Annotated in this window: 15 protein-coding genes; all 15 read right to left on the bottom strand. The window is 28.9% G+C overall.

Translation table 11 applies throughout. From position 1 onward, the window contains the following. Window positions 1-306: 306 nt before the first annotated feature. The 15 genes from ACZ42G_RS04225 to ACZ42G_RS04155 all read right to left on the bottom strand — a co-directional run bounded on the left by ACZ42G_RS04225 (window position 307) and on the right by ACZ42G_RS04155 (window position 17,550). Window positions 307-3,099 (bottom strand): DEAD/DEAH box helicase, encoded by a 2,793-nt coding sequence (locus ACZ42G_RS04225; RefSeq protein WP_464851570.1) that lies wholly within the window; start codon window positions 3,097-3,099, stop codon window positions 307-309. Further along, window positions 3,096-4,274 carry a hypothetical protein gene (locus tag ACZ42G_RS04220; RefSeq protein WP_464851568.1) on the bottom strand — a complete coding sequence of 393 codons (1,179 nt, stop codon included), beginning with the start codon at window positions 4,272-4,274 and terminating at the stop codon, window positions 3,096-3,098. Before ACZ42G_RS04220 ends, ACZ42G_RS04225 begins: the two co-directional genes overlap by 4 nt. Continuing rightward, a complete protein-coding gene (locus ACZ42G_RS04215; protein WP_464851566.1) occupies window positions 4,271-4,963 on the bottom strand; it encodes an OmpA family protein in 693 nt (230 codons plus the stop codon). Before ACZ42G_RS04215 ends, ACZ42G_RS04220 begins: the two co-directional genes overlap by 4 nt. Beyond that, window positions 4,953-6,584 carry a MotA/TolQ/ExbB proton channel family protein gene (locus ACZ42G_RS04210; protein ID WP_464851565.1) on the bottom strand — a complete coding sequence of 544 codons (1,632 nt, stop codon included), beginning with the start codon at window positions 6,582-6,584 and terminating at the stop codon, window positions 4,953-4,955. The genes ACZ42G_RS04215 and ACZ42G_RS04210 overlap by 11 nt, the downstream gene beginning before the upstream one ends. A gap of 86 nt (window positions 6,585-6,670) precedes the next feature. Continuing rightward, complete coding sequence (locus ACZ42G_RS04205; protein WP_464851564.1) at window positions 6,671-7,369, bottom strand: hypothetical protein; 699 nt, start codon at window positions 7,367-7,369, stop codon at window positions 6,671-6,673. Between the two features lie 8 nt (window positions 7,370-7,377). Then, the gene (locus ACZ42G_RS04200) at window positions 7,378-7,788 is read right to left on the bottom strand and encodes a protein-export chaperone SecB (protein WP_430350336.1); all 411 of its coding nucleotides are present in this window, start codon (window positions 7,786-7,788) and stop codon (window positions 7,378-7,380) included. An 11-nt stretch (window positions 7,789-7,799) separates the two neighbouring features. Continuing rightward, a complete protein-coding gene (locus tag ACZ42G_RS04195; protein WP_430350335.1) occupies window positions 7,800-8,408 on the bottom strand; it encodes an RAMP superfamily CRISPR-associated protein in 609 nt (202 codons plus the stop codon). A gap of 116 nt (window positions 8,409-8,524) precedes the next feature. Then, window positions 8,525-9,598 (bottom strand): mannose-1-phosphate guanylyltransferase, encoded by a 1,074-nt coding sequence (locus tag ACZ42G_RS04190; protein ID WP_464851563.1) that lies wholly within the window; start codon window positions 9,596-9,598, stop codon window positions 8,525-8,527. A gap of 18 nt (window positions 9,599-9,616) precedes the next feature. Then, window positions 9,617-10,567, bottom strand: a complete 951-nt coding sequence (locus ACZ42G_RS04185) for an SDR family oxidoreductase (RefSeq protein ID WP_464851562.1) — start codon at window positions 10,565-10,567, stop codon at window positions 9,617-9,619. A gap of 11 nt (window positions 10,568-10,578) precedes the next feature. Beyond that, window positions 10,579-11,994: a sugar transferase gene (locus ACZ42G_RS04180; protein WP_464851561.1), complete on the bottom strand. Its 1,416-nt coding sequence runs from the start codon at window positions 11,992-11,994 to the stop codon at window positions 10,579-10,581. A 176-nt stretch (window positions 11,995-12,170) separates the two neighbouring features. Further along, complete coding sequence (locus tag ACZ42G_RS04175) at window positions 12,171-12,695, bottom strand: hypothetical protein (protein WP_464851560.1); 525 nt, start codon at window positions 12,693-12,695, stop codon at window positions 12,171-12,173. Beyond that, the gene (locus ACZ42G_RS04170; protein ID WP_464851558.1) at window positions 12,688-13,812 is read right to left on the bottom strand and encodes a glycosyltransferase family 4 protein; all 1,125 of its coding nucleotides are present in this window, start codon (window positions 13,810-13,812) and stop codon (window positions 12,688-12,690) included. The genes ACZ42G_RS04175 and ACZ42G_RS04170 overlap by 8 nt, the downstream gene beginning before the upstream one ends. Window positions 13,813-13,890: 78 nt before the next feature. Further along, window positions 13,891-14,970: a glycosyltransferase gene (locus ACZ42G_RS04165; protein ID WP_464851556.1), complete on the bottom strand. Its 1,080-nt coding sequence runs from the start codon at window positions 14,968-14,970 to the stop codon at window positions 13,891-13,893. After that, window positions 14,967-16,439, bottom strand: a complete 1,473-nt coding sequence (locus tag ACZ42G_RS04160) for an O-antigen polymerase (RefSeq protein ID WP_464851555.1) — start codon at window positions 16,437-16,439, stop codon at window positions 14,967-14,969. The genes ACZ42G_RS04165 and ACZ42G_RS04160 overlap by 4 nt, the downstream gene beginning before the upstream one ends. After that, entirely contained in the window at window positions 16,414-17,550 is a 1,137-nt protein-coding gene (locus ACZ42G_RS04155) for a glycosyltransferase (RefSeq protein ID WP_464851554.1), read from the bottom strand. The genes ACZ42G_RS04160 and ACZ42G_RS04155 overlap by 26 nt, the downstream gene beginning before the upstream one ends. Window positions 17,551-17,645 lie beyond the last annotated feature (95 nt).

Below are 17,645 nucleotides of genomic sequence, written 5' to 3'. Positions count from 1 at the left end.
ATATTTATAAGTAATTAGAATAAAATACTAGTTAACACCATCTCCTATAAGATCTTTGTTAACTCATGTATATGTAATTACAACTGCATTAAACTGCTGTTCTGTATATTTCTAATCAGTAGTTAAATAGACAATTTTCAAAATAATAATATGCTATTTCTCTTATTAATTTAAGAAATTATATTCTTTAAATCTATCTCATTTGCTTTTGCTTTAATTATTTTTATATTTTGACATTGGAAACATATATTTGACCTTAATGTGTATTTGTAAAATCTTCACCTCGAAGTTTTTTGTCAAAACAAATTACATAGACCAAGCGGAAAAATCTTGCAACAGATAATCGTAATTTTCTTCTTCTATATTCAGGTATCTCGATGGTATAATCACTTCATTAAGAAGTTGAATCTTTTTTTGCAACACCTCATTTAAACGTTCTTCTACTGTTTTTCCTCTGCTGCTTGTACATATAGGGTAATATATGTTTACCTCACGAGTCTGGCCTATTCGGTAAACTCTATCTGTGGCCTGTTTTTCAACAGCTGGATTCCAATCCCTCGTATAATGAATAACATTGTTAGCCTCTGTTATAGTAATGCCTACGCCAGCAGCTCTTGTAGAAAGTATAATAATATTAAATCCCGGAGATTTTCTGAACTTATCAATGACGCTCATCCTATCACCTTTGATGTTACCATTTATTACAAGGCAATTTATTCCGAAAACATCCATGATAACTTTTCTCAATATCGTCTGCATTTTTATATAATGGGTAAATATTACCGCTTTTTCGCCCTTTAGCTTTATTTCATTTATAATCTCTATTAGGCGTTGAAGTTTTCCAGACTCATTTATAAACTTATAGGTATCCCCATCTCCGTCATCTTGTATAAGGCGTGGATGTGCACACAATTCCATTAACTTTTGCAAGACACCAAGGGGCGATTCCTTTTTCTCGTTATTTTTATAATTTTCTATCAACTGACAATATAGTTTCTCCTGAAAAGTCGTAAGTTCTACTTCAGGAAAAATCTCATTCTTAGCAGGAAGTGATAAAATGCCATCTTTTGTTCTTCTAAGGTACACAGGTCTTATAGTATTTAATAGCTTGTTTTTTATTGCTAAATATTCTTCATTTTTATTACCAATAGCATCCTCTATAGGTATCTGATATGTCCTTCTGAAATCATGGTAACTTGATAAAAGGCCGGGTTGAACATAATCCATTATACACCATAGTTCACCAAGGTTATTTTCTACTGGAGTGCCAGTCATGGCTATTTTGATATTGGCCTTTAAGGCTTTGACAGCTGAAGTAGTCAAAGTTGTGCTGTTTTTTATTCTTTGGGCTTCATCGCAAACAATAGCCTTCCAATCTATTTGCCCCAGCAACAGCTGATCTCTGACAAGCGTCTCATAAGTCGTCAATATAATTTCATAATTCTTAAGTATCTCAGGTGTTTTATATCTTTGGTAGCCAGAATGCCTATATATAGAAGTAATTTCAGAAAACTTTCGTATCTCGTTTTCCCAAACATTTAACAAAGTATATGGAGCTATGATTAATGTAGGTTTTAGTTCATTACATTCTTTTAGATAACATAAAAAACTAATTACTTGTAAAGTTTTGCCTAAGCCCATATCATCAGCAAGCAACCCACCGAGGTGATTTTCGTATAAGCCCTTAAACCATAAAAATCCTTCTTTTTGATGTTCATACAGATGACAATTCTTCAAATACATAGGATATGTAAAATCTCTTGTGCTAAAATCACCTATAAATTGTTTTTTCAAGTTTAATGCAGTCTCATTGTATTCCAGATCATCTAAATTTTCGTATATTTTTAAGACATAAGGCAATCTGGTAATATCTATTTTTTGCACCTTTGAAAATGATTCATTATTAGCTATATTTAAAAACTTATTTGCCTGCTCTATATCAATCTTTATCCACTTACCCCTATAATTTACATAATCTTCTCCACTTTCAATTGCCTTTTGGACCAACTGACTGTATTCAAGAGCATCTATCTTATCATCACCTGTTAATCCATACTCCTGTACATTATCAACATCTTCATCAAAAGAGCCTACATCTTCATGTATGATTCCTCCCACTTCAAAATCAAACCATCCGGAATCTTTATCCTTTTTTATATTTATGTACGGATTAGCCCTGTATACCTTAAGACCTAATTCCTTCACTCGCTTGCTGAAATTAGACAAATCTATATCTTCAGGTAAAATTGAATATGGATCAGTCAGAAACTTAGGAATCTCAGATCCTCTAAGATGTCCTCGATTAACGATTTTATTATAATTCTTAAGAACCTCATCTTCGAAAAAAATTCTTTTCCTTTTTATACCCTCACCGTATAGAGTATTGTACTGTTTTAACACCTTATCTTTACTGTCCTTTAATAGGCTATCAATTTCATCCCCTAAAACAGGTACAATCTGAAGGTGATCATCATCATGCTTGATTATATCTACATCCAATTTTTCAGAATAATAAACTTCTTCGCTTTCTAAAAATCTATCAAAAGTCACATTAGCTGTCTTAGCTTTATATTTAACCTTTGCAACTATCTTTGCTTGGGAAATAGGATCATCAGTCGGCTTATACGCGTCTATTTCTTGTAAAAGGCTATAGAGATTTAATGGTATTAAATACATACAGCCTTTGTGTAATATTATATTATTAATTCTTCTATCCAAAGGCCCCATCTTCTCATCTTTTACGTATACCTCTGGTATCAACTTAAAATCATTACTCCCAAAAATTCCTCTCGCCTTTATATGAACTTTAATAGCATTATCTTCAATGGGAAGACTAAGTATACGCCTCTTTTCTTCATCAATATTGTATAAAAATTCATAAGGTATAATGTATGAGTTATCTTTATCCTGTAAAATACCTTGCTGCCATAAGTCTTCAAGTACATTTAATTTTTCCAATTCTTTAGTTGAGATGTTTTTAAAGTATTCTACTGGGTTTAAAAAAAGCGGTATTTTTATTTCAAATATATTTTTTCTCTGTTGAACATTACTTACTATTTTGATGCCTTCATCAGTTAACGAATTAGATATATTTATCAATCTAAACCACCCTTTAACAGCAACAATACAGTGTTATAAGCTCTTAATTCCCATTTTCCCTTGTGTATTATCCTAGCTATTGCAATGCTTTCATCTTTAAAAAAATTATCACTTTTTGAACTGCTTTCATTGGCAAATGGTCCAAACCTTTGCTTAAAAATATCTAATTTATATATATATGCAGCACCAATAGGATCAAATTCAACTACTACAAATTTATTAAAATATATAAAATAGATTGCTTGATTACGCTTATTCCTTCTAACCACATTAAAATCCTTAATATAATCAATATATTCTGACCAAAAATTATATCTGGGGCCATCAAGGTGTTCTTTCATCAAATTATCTAAATACCATTTTCTACATCTATTCCATACTGGTTCAGAAACATCTCTCCAGAAAAAATCTATTTCTCTATTTTCAGGCATTTTATTATATTCCAATATATATTTCATTATTTTTGAGTCAAGTTCAGAAAAGAAGACATTTATCACGTAGTTTTCAACAAACATCAATAATTCTTTTTGATTATAAGATTTTATTATATCCAGAATAACCTCTGGATTACTCCTTATATAAGATTCTTTATCGCAATATAAATAAAAATATTTTTTTATATCCAATCCAAGTCTTAACTTTTCACTAATTTTAAATGTATTAAAAAATTTATCTAAATCAAGTCTTGTTTTACTTATATTAACACAAACAAATTTAATTACATCGTCTCTAACTACTATTTCATTAATAAATTGTAATATCTTTTCATCTCGAAAAAGTTCTATAAAAGCTTCTTTAAATTCATTGCAAAACTTTGTAAAATAATGTACATATGTTTTTTTAAAATAATTATTTTGATACAGTTCCCAGAGGATATTTGCAAATTTCTTTTTAAACCTCAATCTTATAATTTCATAAACTTTATCAGGATCGATGGTAAAATCATCGCCAGCAAGATAATTAATCAAAATATACAATTCACGATTATTAAGAGAAAAAGCCATATCTCGTATATCATTATATGGCATCTTATCTATTTTTTGTAACAACAAAAGCCTTTCTTCTGCATCATTATATTTCTTAAAAGATACTACTTTGTTAACATTACTGGATACTATAGAATTTTTGATTTCTATCAATTTATAAGGTATATAAAGAAAATCATATTTACTCACTTTGTAGAACCCTTCCCTAGGACTTTTTGCATCTCCATTATCATTTCTTCTTCTTTTAAGCGAAACTTAAATTCTACCCTTCTGGATTTTTCTCTATTTATTTTCCCATTTTCAATAATCAATTGGCTGTATGAACGACCATTAGCTGTTATATACGGCATCAAATCCAATTTCATATTGGGATCGATACCTTTTATATCAGATTGCAATATATACCTAACAACTTCAAAAGCCCTCTTCTGAGAAAGCTCCAGATTGTACACATAGTCACCAGTATCATCAGTATGCCCTTCTACAATTATCTGTGAAATGTATTTTTTAAATTTCGGATCCATAAGTATTGATATGTACTTAGGAAAAAATTCATTTAGATATCTTTTGCCTTCGTCTTTCAAATCATATTTATCATTATCAAAAAATATTCCCTCGCTAAAACTTATTGCACCTGTTTGAGGATCTATGCTAAGAGAAAGATCTGAATTTTTAAATTCATTTAAAAGCTGATTTATGATGCGAGCCCTAACACCAATTATTTCATCAACTTTTGCCTTTTGTGCATTTAGATCGACAGCAATACTAGCATATTTATAAATCATAATAACAATTAAAAGTGCAAACATTAAAAGTAGCGCTGCCATCAAGTCCGAATAAGACTGCCAATAGTCATGTACATTATCTTCATCCTTCAATTGCTTTCATCTCCTTGTCTTCACTTCTCAAAGTCCTCTTAAACTCCATAATAACTTTCGGCAATTCATCCACAGATTCTTTAATTTCACTCAATGTTGAATTTAGATACGTTATTATATTGGCAAGCTCTTCATCGAATAGAGATAGACTTCGTTTAAGCCCATCATGCGTCTTATTAGCAAACTCGTCCATTGATTGTTTAAGGCTGTTGTTTAAAATATCGATATTCTTACTTATATTGGCATAACTCGTCTGCAGTAACTCAAACTTTTCATTAATCTCCGATATATAATTAGATACAATTTGAATATGTTCTGTTTTGTCTTTTAATAATAAATCCTTTTGCTGGTTAATTTCATTCATCATTTTTAACATATCTTCAACAAGCATATTTACATTCAAAGAGACCGATTCCAACTTCGATATGTTTTCAACAAGATGTTCATTAGCTGCATTTACTTTATCGAAATAATCAGAGAAATTTGTAATTGCGTTTTCAATAGCCTTATTAACATCTTGTAAATTCAGTATATTATTTGACAATTTTTCCATGAGTTCATTCATGCCTTCTTTAACCATTTGCTGCCACTTTATCATCTCGTCAATTGACCCAGCAAGATCCGTAAATTTTCCTTTTAGTGACGTATCCATACCTTCAATAAACTTATCGATAATCTTATTAACCCCTTCCAGCTGGTTTTCGTACGCCAGATTAGCAAATTTTTCAATCATTTGTTTAGATATTTCGCTGGATTGTTTAATCTCACCAATTGAATTATCAAAAGATTCCACAATTTTAGATGTGACATATTGATTTACGATATTAGCAAACTCAGGAAATATTCTTTGCTCCAATATATTTGAAAATACATTGCTGATCTCAAGAGATAAATCTGATACAAATTTTTGCATGTATGTTTTTTGTTCCTCTTGAATGTCCCTTATTTCCTTAAGATAATAATCTATCCCCTTCTCATCAAAAATATTTTTATACAAAGAATGAAGTGTGTCTATTTTTTTTCTATAATAATTGAGTAGCTTCCTATCAATAAGAGACCAAAGTAATGAAGAAACAAGACCAGCAATTGATGTAAGAAAAGCAAGATACATTCCCGAGATTAAATTATTTATTCCTTGCTCCAGTACTTGAGTATTACCTGAAAAATTTAGATCACTTAAACCTAAAACAAGTCCAACAAAAGTACCTAAAATACCAAGGCCTGTAAATACACCCGGCATCATGTTAAATATCTTTCGCTTGCCTGGAATCTCAACCAGGGCAGTATAATCAAACACATCTATAGCATTTTTTATATTGCCACTATAGCACATACTTTTAAACTTTTTAAGCAACTCAGTTATATCTTTGTCATTTTTTTCTCTTTCTATCGTTTCATCTGTCAATTCAATAAGTTCTTCTAGCAACATATTTTTATCTGATGTATTTTGAATTTTTTCTATGTATGAATCAATAAGTTTAACATATCGTTTAGGTTTCCTATGAGTCCAAAAGTAAGTAATAAAAGCAAAAACTACAATACCAATGCAAAAAACATCATTAAAATCCGGGATTGATTTTATTAGAAAAAGTACAATTGTTTTAAAAATCAAAAATCTCACCCCACTACTATTATTCTCTTTATCTTTTCTTATCAGTTATATTTTTTCAAATTGATTTCTGTAGAAATTTTTGATTCAGACATTTGTTAAATCGAAATTTTATCATACAATTCCCTACCGCCAATTATATTTATAAATCCATAATTATTTCCTTCCAAAATATTTTTAAAAATCGCAATCTCTCTTCTAAATGTGATAATATAAAAAAAGCTACAAGAATTTTGTTTAAAACAATTATATACTTCTTTTATAAAATCTAACTTTTTCCGACTTCTTTCTGAAATTTCTTCACTTATAAATGTTTTAATATCTGTCTTACATTCAATAAACTCTCCATCATTTTTATCAATACAGATATATTCTTTGCTTGTATATTCAACAAAATCCTTATTAAAAAATACTATATCAAAATCAAAGTCACTTATTTTTTTCTCATTATAGAAAATTATGGTTCGACACGTATAATCACAATTTTTTCTCTCCAATTTAAAAGGCCCTAATTTTTGAACTATGTATTCTAATAAATTACCTTTTATATCATAGCATAGAAAGTCATTACACAATTCCAAAAAAATTTCACTTTCATACTCACTAATAATCATTGCATCTACATATCTTTGAATTAATTCTTTTATGTGTTTTTCGGTTAAATTACGTTTTTCGTCAATTATAATTTTTGTAAATATATTTAGGAATTTTTTATCTGATAATAAAAAATCACCAAGCTTTTTAATTATATGATCTGCCTGGTAATCTATCTTTCTATTTATAATTTTATATCCCATAATTTCACCTAAACTATTTTATATGTACTTAAAATTAATGGTGGTAACCCCATTCTAACAGTCATAGAAGAAATAAGTTCACGACCATATGGCCAAACATTTAAAGGTAAATTTATTTTCACAAATTTATCTATCAATTCTTTATCAATATTTGAAGCATTCTCTAAATGATAAGTAGCTATGAACTCGGCATTTATCTCCAATATTTCTAAATCCTCTTTAATTCCTTTTACATTAAAACTTGCTTTACAATCGAAATTATCCCCTCGTAATTCACCTAATTCAAAATTATGATTAAAATTAACATTTATTCCCTGTAGTAATTTCTTATGATCACTCGTTCTTATACAATTTAATTTAGATAAGTAAATATTAACCAATTCTATATTTTTTATCATTTCTTTGTAATTATCTTCCATTTTATTCACCCTTATGCAGCATAGCTGCCTTCACTATCATCACAATTTAACATCTTCATTTGTTTGCTCTCAGTTATATATGTATCAATATAATTTTCAAATTGTTTTTTATACAAATTCTCAATAAACATAATTACATCATCAGGTATGTCTTTGTACCATCCCAATAAATCATTATAGAATACAATATCTTTTTTATAATTTTTAAATATTTCATATTCCTCTTTATAATTCAAAAATATCTTTTTCAATCTTTGTATTGAATCATAATCTAAAAAATTCAGATAGAAATAGTTACTAACTTTATCTTTCTTATCTTTCAGCGATTTCTTGGTTTTGCAATATTCTTCATACAACCATTCATAATTATTTTCTTTTATCGCCTTTATATCGTTATTTAAATTATCCAATAGCCAATTAAAAAAGTCTTTAATATCATCATTAATACTGCGTTGTTCATAATTAAGTAAATAACTACGCAACATTCCTTTCAAAGTTGATCCAGGAATAAACTTATTTCCATTATAATCAGTATATCCATAATCTGTAATATAAAATTCCAAATTAAACATATTTTCACCTTCTTCTATAACAAAACATAATTGTTCCTTAATCACCATATTATCATACTTCCCTTTCTAAGTCTATAGCGCCTTATAATAATTATTTCCCATATAATGTATTCATATACCTATGAACTTATGAAAGGGAAAGATTAATCGAATAATTTTGGCCTTTACAAATACTCGCTCTTTTTCTCCTTCAACTCCTTCAATACTTCTTTCACATTTTGTGCTTTATCTTTTGAGCATATTAAAAGTGCGTCTTCTGTATCTACGATAATCACATCTTCTATGCCAAGTGTTGCGATGAGTTTATCATTTCCTGTTATGATGCATTTCTTTGTGTCTACGCTTATGACATTGCCTTTTATGACGTTGCCGTTCTCGTCTTTTTCGTATAATCTCTCTATTGATGTCCAGCTTCCTACATCATCCCAACCGAAGTCTCCCGGTACTACATAAACATTATTGGCTTTTTCCATTATCCCGTAATCTATCGATATGCTTTCAAGTTTTGAGTATTCCTTATATAAGATTTTTTCTATCTCATCTGAATCAAAGTTTTCTCTTATGACATTTAATGTACTGTATAATTGTGGCATATATTCTTTTATCGCATTTAGTATTGTTGATGTCTTCCATATGAACATGCCGCTATTCCACAGGTAATCTCCACTCTCGACATATTTTACTGCTGTATCATAATCCGGCTTTTCTACGAATCTTTCTACTTTATGTACAGGATTGTTATAAAATATCTCATTTGTAATCTTCTTAAAGTTTATATATCCATATCCTGTCTCTGGATGCTGCGGCTTTATACCTATTGTGACAAGATTGTTGCCTGCTTTTGCTTTTTCTATTGCTGTTTTCAATACTCCTAAATAGGTTTCTTCATCTTTTATTACGTGATCTGATGGCACTACCACCATAATAGAATCTCTATCAAGCCTTTCTGTATGTATGGCTGCAAGACCTATACAAGCTGCGGTATTTTTACCCATAGGCTCTATCAATATATTTCCTGTTGGAAGCTCTGGTATCTGGTCGCTAATCAAGCCTGCATAATCTAAGTTTGTAACGACAAAAATATTTTCAATTGGCATAAGTCTCTTTAGCCTATCTACCGTCTGCTGAATCATAGTCTTATCACCGTATAGCTTTAAAAACTGCTTCGGCATCTTTATCCTGCTTTTGGGCCAAAACCTTTCGCCCTTTCCCCCTGCCATGATTACACCTGTTATCATATGTGCACCATTCCTTTTCTACTTTTCTTTCATCGCAGCCACTTCATCGCTTGCATATTTTAGTCTATAGTATTCTATCGTCTCTTTTAGTCCATCTTCTAATGAATAATCTACTTTCCATACAAGCACATCTTTTGCTTTTTTATTGTCAAGATAACTATGTACTATATCTCCTTTGCGAGGCTCAGCATAAATAGGTTTTAAAGTAGCATTCATGATTTTATTCATGATGTTGACAAGTTCATTTATAGTCGTAGCTTTGTTTGTACTTATATTTACAATCTCATTGTCGCCTTTTTCAAGGGCTAAAAGGTTTGCCTTTGCTACATCTTTTACATAGATAAAATCTCTCGTCTGATTTCCATCTCCAAATATCACAGGTCTTTCACCATTAAGCATCTTATCTATAAATATAGATATTACTCCACCTTCGCCTTTAGGATCCTGTCTTATACCGTATACATTGGCATATCTTAATATCGTATATTTTAAACCATATAGTTCATTGTACACTTTTATGTAATGCTCTGGTGTATGCTTTGATATGCCATAATACGATATGGGATTAACTCTGTGTTTTTCATCAACTCCTAGATACTCTGGGTCACCGTATACTGCTGCTGAAGATGCATAAACAATCTTTTTAACATCGAATTTTCTACAGCACTCTAGCAAATTAATCGTGCCTATAATATTCGCCTTTGCGTCAAAGACTGGATCATTTATAGACCTTTGTATGTCAATCTGAGCTGCATGATGTATCACAATGTCAATTTTCTCATCTTCAAATGCCTTGTATAAATTATCATCTGTAATGTCTATGTTATAAAATCTAGCTTTTTTATTTATGTTCTCTTTCTTGCCTGTAGACAAATTGTCAACAACAACGACATTATAACCCTTGTCTATAAGAAGATCTACTATATTTGATCCTATGAAACCTGCTCCGCCTGTAACTAATATGTTCAATTAGATACCTCCTATTTCTCCAGTTTTGTTACTCCAAATTCGTTATACACATTATAATCCATAGATTTCAATAATTCTTCTAAAGTCATATCATTTTTTACTCCAGATGATGCCTCTTTCGTCAAGGCTATTTTCAAAGTCAATAGTAATATTTTTATATCTAACCATACTGAATAATTCATAATATAAATAAGGTCTAACCTCAATTTATCATCAGCATCTGTAGTATACTTTCCTAAAACTTGTGCAAGTCCAGTAATACCTGCTTTAACATTATGCCTGTATCTATATGGTGGATATTGCTCTTCAAACTGTCTTACGAAATATGGCCTTTCTGGTCTAGGACCAACAAAGCTCATATCGCCTTTTAAAACATTTAGTAGCTGCGGCAGTTCATCGAGCCTTGTTGCTCTCAATATTTTACCTATTTTTGTTATACGTGGATCATTGTCTGTAGCTAATACAGGGCCCGTCATTTTTTCAGCATCTTTAACCATTGTCCTAAACTTATATACTTTAAATTCCCGTTCATTTTCAGTAACCCTTGTCTGGCTATATATTACCGGTCCTGGAGACGTTAATTTAATAAATAAAGAAATTATAAGCATGATTGGACTTGAAATTATTAATCCAAACAAAGACAAAAACACATCGCCTATTCTCTTTATTATTTTCTGTTCTGTTGTAAGCATCGGATAATCAATGCTAATGGTCGGCACATCATCAAATTGAATAAATTGCGATTTAGTCAAAAGAATATCTTTAAAATCTGGCACAATAAATATGTGTTTTTTAAATTTAATAGCTTCTGAAATAATAACCGACTTAATCTCCTCATGTATTTTATCGCAAATATATACTGCATCTATTTCTTTAACATATTCTTTATTACTTAAAAATTTTTCAGGTTCTAATATGTATCTTATATCGTACCAACCTTTTGAACTTATTATCAATTTTTTTGCTAATTTCTCTGCTGTCACATCATCACCAATGATCATTATATTTTTCTCGCCATGAACATACTTCCTTATATTCTGAACAAAATATCTCCAAATTGACAATGAAATTAGCTGTATAAAAAAAGCAATAAAAAAAATACTTCTCGGAAAAGCAAATTGCCTTGTAAAAAATGTTGATGCTGTCGTTATTATCTGTAATAAAATCAAAGAAATTATCAGTGAAAACAATATATCACTATATGCTTTTCTCGATATTGTGTAAAGTCCATAAATATTGAACAATAAAATTGTTGATAGCGTGATAACCGGTATTAATTGATAATAAGGCATAAAATTTATCATTGGCGGTTGTAAGCTAAACCTTAATATATATGCAATTATAAAACCTATATGTACTAATAACAGGTCAACTATAAAAACAAAAAACTTACTTAACTTGAAAAATTTATTTATATGTATTCTCAAATAATCACCCCCATGACATACTAACGACTTTATTTATCTATAAATAATCTTATACATAATACAAAATTGAATATTTTTGAACATATATATCATATATATCCATTTGCCTATAAGAATTTTTATTAAAAACTACAATCAAGAAACAAAATATTTTATAATATATGAAAAATTATATACTAAAATTTTATACACTTACCATCACTAAACCAGCATAATTTATTAAGTTCTTTCTTTTTGTTTAATTTTATAAATAACCCATATTTATAATTTAAGCCATAATCTTTATCTGTATATATCATCAGCTTAAGTCTATCATAATTATCGTCTTTATTATCTGATTTCTTTACCTCTATTGCTAATAAATTTTGATCATTTCTGCCACGCTTATGTAAAATAATATCGGGTTTTGCTAGCTTATCAGTATCTATTTCTTTTATAAGTCTATCTATTTCGTATTTAAAAAGTTTATCATATTTCTTAAATGACTTTCCCTTTAGCTTCTTCGGATCGTCTCCATATCTGTTGTATTCACAATCAACATTATAATTGAAAAATACATTTTCTAAATATATAGCAAGCCTATGTGTTATTGATTGTTCATTGACATCATGCTCTAACAAATACCTATCATTATAGTACAACTTATCTAAAGCATTCTTTACTAATATCTCAATTTCTTCAAAACTATAATTTTTACACATAATATTTTTTATAAATCTCATCCATCTCCTTTAAGACTTTGTCAATAGAGTAATTTTGAATAATTTTCCTCCCCTCATCTCCCATCTTCTTTCTTAAATCTTCACTTTCAATCAAATTTTGCAAAGCATCAACAGTCGCATTTACATCCTCTAAAGGCACTAAATAGCCATTTACCCCATCTCTCACTAAATCTCTATTTCCTCTTACGTTTGTTGCAACAACTGGTTTTCCTGCTGCCATTGCCTCCATTATGCATCTTGGTAAGCCCTCTCTCATGCTAGTCAAAGCAAATATGTCCGAAATATTTAATAAATCTGGTATATCAAGTCTAAAACCTAATAATTTAACTTTGCCGCTTAACCCATTCTCCTCTACATACTTTTTTAAGTAACACTCATATTCACCTATCCCTACAATTAAATAATATACATTGTCAAGACTCTTTAATTTTATCAATGAATCTAATATCTGTTTATGATTTTTATTTGCATTTAATTCTGCAACAGTTAATATCACAATATCTTTCTCACCAAAACCAAAAACTTTTCTCGTTTGTTTTCGTTCATTTTTATCACTTATATTATATTTATCAATATCCAGTCCAACACCATGAACATAAAAAACAGCATTACTTTTTCTTAGTTTAAATCTCTTTGCCGCATTATAATCTTCATCATTCATTGTTATAAGACCATCAGTCCAATGAGCAGCTAAACGCTCCATGGTATAATAAATAAGCCAGTTCTTTATTGATGCTCCTTTATAGAAATGAAAACCGTGAGCAGTATAAATCACTGGTTTTGTCCCTGTTATTTTTGCAGCTAAACGTCCTAAAAAAGCACCAACAGGTGTATGAACATGAACTAAAGAATATTTATTTTCTCTCATTATTTTTATTAACTGATTAAGCGCCTTTAAATTAGAAAACGAATATGGAGATCTCTCAAAATCAATATCATAATATACTATTCCTAACTTTTTTAGTTCGTCTTGTCTATTTCCCAATTTCGTCGCAACATGAACTTCACATCCTTTATTTTGAAAATACTGTATAAAAGGAATATGAAAATTTAATATATGTGATTCAACTGTTGCTATAAATAAAATTTTACTCATAATATTTCCCCTAAATTTTGATAACTAATTTTTATTGTAACAACTCTTTTATAATACTCACTATTATACTAACACCAATTACATCTTAAGTAAATTATTGTACAAATTATATAGATTATCATTATATATCTCAATTGAAAATTTATTTTTCACTACATTATATGCATTTTCGCCTAAATTTTTCGCATACTCATAATCATCTAATAATCTTTCAATAGCCTTTGCTAAATCAATTTCATTTTCTGGCTCAACCAATATGCCGGTTTTACCATCCTCTATTATTTCCGGAATTCCTCCAACATTAGAAGATATAATTGGTTTTGCCTTTGACATTGCCTCTAAAAGTGATATTGGTAGTCCTTCCCACCTTGATGGTAAAACAAATATTTTAGATTGTTCTAATAAATTGTTAATATCTTTCCTATTTCCAAGAAAATCAACTTTATTTTCTAGTTCTAGACTATTCCTCAAATTTATTAATTCATCTTTTAAAATTCCATCGCCTACTATTGCCACTTTATTTATATTTATATGATTATCAATAATTTTTATAGCTTTTAATAAAATATCAATACCTTTCACATTACTTCTCATTGAACCAACTAATATTAAATCATATTTATTATTAACTTCTTCTTTGCCTTCAATAGGAATACCATTATATATTACTAAAGCTTTCTTTGATAAAGATGGGATCCAATTTAATAAGTCAATTTTAGATATATTACTAACACATATTATTTTACTATATGGTAAATATGAAATATAATCGATAACACGAAATATTCCATAGTTCCTGCGTCTGTTAAATGAACTATGTTCAGTAAAAATGTATTTAGTATTTTTTGTAAATAAACTTGCTAAAGAACAAAAATATTGTGCTGGAAAAAGATGCACATGTACTATATCATATTTATTCTGATTTATTATTTTAACTAATTTGAGAACAATTCGTATATCATATTTATTTTTTGATTTTAAATTGTATATTTTAATATTATTATCTTTTAATTTTTTATATAAAAATGTTTTTGTATCATATAATATACATAAATCATTTTCTATATTAATTTTTTCTTTTGAATGCACTAAATAATTTGTTATTAATGTTTCTGCTCCTCCTATATTTAGACTATTAATTACATGAAGTACCCTCAATTATTTTCCACCCTCCTTAACCCTAAGATAATTAAATATAACAAATAACCTAAAATTGTAAAACATATATTGAAAATTAGTTCTTGTAACATTAAACTAAAATCTATTCTATTGAAATTTATTACTTCTGGTAAAAAAATTGAATACAATATTAACATCAAACTATTTTTATATTTAATTTTTTCAATTATGGATAAAAATACTCCAATTAATATAAATATAATAAAAACACCAATACTTCCAAAATTATTATAAGCTTCCGCAATCGGGCTATATCCCCAACCAATTACAAAAGGTAAATCGGCCATATATTTATCATGAATATCAGTTGCAAATTTTTCAGCTATCGTTGGTGGCTTAGTTCCAGGATATAAACTACTTGGTAAAATATTTGGTATTGCATTTATATATGAAGATCCATATAAAGGAGCATGTTTATCCTTTATAGAATCTAATAAAGTAAAATATGGACCTGCAAATTCATTTTCTCCGGGGAATAACCATTTTACACTTACATTTTTATTTATATAGTTTATTGAATTACTTATCGACATTTCTCCTTTTATAATTGATGGAAGCATAAATCTTACCTGTGCAAAAAACGTAAAAGCAATATATAAACTAATTAATATAATCAAAATTTTTTTATTATATTTTACTTTTTTAAATGTACTCCAGACGGCAAATATTATTACTAAAGAATAAAGTAGTGAACGCCGATCTCCTTGAATAAGCATTAAACTAATCCAAATTGTTAATGCTATAATAAAAAAATTAAATCTTTTATTTTTTTTTAATGAAAGATATCCATAACACATAAAAGCAAACCCTGAATAGATAAAACTACTAAATGGTAAATTTCCATGTACTTGTGATATTAACTTCATCATTATACCACGTTGTAATGACAATGCATATAAAAAGCCCCCTATTTTTTGATAATTAATAAAAAATAACATCAAACCAATAATATATAATATAAGCCCCGTTATATATGATACACTTCCATTAAGATTTTTTGTATTTTGATCTAAGTTAACAATTTCTTTTTTCATAAATGTTTTAGAGATTTCTTGTCCAATACTTAATCCTATAATTGCTAAAATACCTAAAAACCCAGAGTAAAAAACAGTTTCCGAATCAAAAACTATAGGATAAAGTTTTTCTATCAAATATCCTGATTGTATATAGAAGGAAAATTGGATAAGAATTAAACCATTATAACCAGCAAAAACCATATAAAAAATAACAAGAGGATCAGAAATTCCATATATTTTTAATTTATAGCTGATAAAAAGTAAACTAAATAATATTATGATCATACCCATAAAAAAAATACTTGTAGAATCGCTATAATTAATACTATAATTAATGCCCAGTAATATACTTGTTATTAAAATAATAACAATAATAACTAAATTTACACTTCCATATTTATCTTTCTTATGTAGATTTAATGTTTTTCTCATTTAATATCATCCTTAATAATTTAATATAATTTTCTGTAGATTTTTCTACTGTATATCTATCTAAATTGTCATATTTTAACTTCATAATTTGCTTATTATTTATAAAATCTAAAATAGCTTCTGCCATCATATCAATATTACCCACAGGAACTAGTTTCCCATACTTTCCATTCTCTAATATTTCTGATGGTCCACTTGTACAATTAGTTGAGATAATCGGTAAATTGCAAGCCATCGCTTCAACTAATACTGTAGGTAAACCCTCGAATTTCGATGATAAAACAAAAATTGAAGCCCGTCGCATATAAACATATGGATTTTCAACAAAACCCGGCATTCGTACATCATCTTCTAAATTTAAAGAGTTTATTAACTTTTCCAATTCATTTCTCTTTTCTCCTTCACCCAATATTAGTAATTTCGATTTTATTTTATCATGTACCTTTTTAAAAGCTTGAATTAAAGTTTCAAAATCTTTTGCTTCAGTAAGTCTGCCTACAGATAATATAACAGGAGCTTCACTTTGATTTACCCATTCATCATTAATTTTTTGGTTTGATTTTTGAATTAATTCATCATTAATTATAGGATTATATATTACATTTATTTTTTTTCTTGATATGCCAGTTAGATCTGATAAATCATTTGCAATGCCTTCTGAAACTGCAACAATTGCATCTGCCCACGGGTAAAAAATACGCACCAATAAAGGAGTAATCCTAACACGTATACTTGTCGCGTTGGCACTTGCCCTACTGAGGGTACTATGAACAGTCACCAATACAGGCGTTGGTACTCTTGAGAGTTTTTTTGCCCACACGGATACAACATTAGCATGATCCAATGCCGAAAGTATAGCCTGTGGTTTTTCTTGACGTAAATAACGAATAAGTCCAAGTATACTATATAAAACTCGATGAGCGTTGAGGTCAATCACTCGTACATTGGAAGGGATTTGAGAAAGATAAGGCCCTTCGGCTTTAGTAAGAACAAGATCTACTTTAAAGCCTTGTTCAGCAAAACCTCGTGCTAGATTTACCATAACCCGTTCTGCTCCACCTCCGCGAAGGGAAGGAAGAAATAGGGTAATAAGATTTCTTTTAGTCTCCATTTTTTTAATAACCCCTTCTTTTGTTATTTTTATATTATTTTGTGAATTTATAGAAATAAATTAAATCTCTTGAATAACATCAAATTCACAAAAAG

This window comes from Thermoanaerobacterium calidifontis (assembly GCF_055381745.1).
Note: the sequence above shows the minus strand (reverse complement) of the source record. Positions and strands in the feature narration are given on the sequence as shown.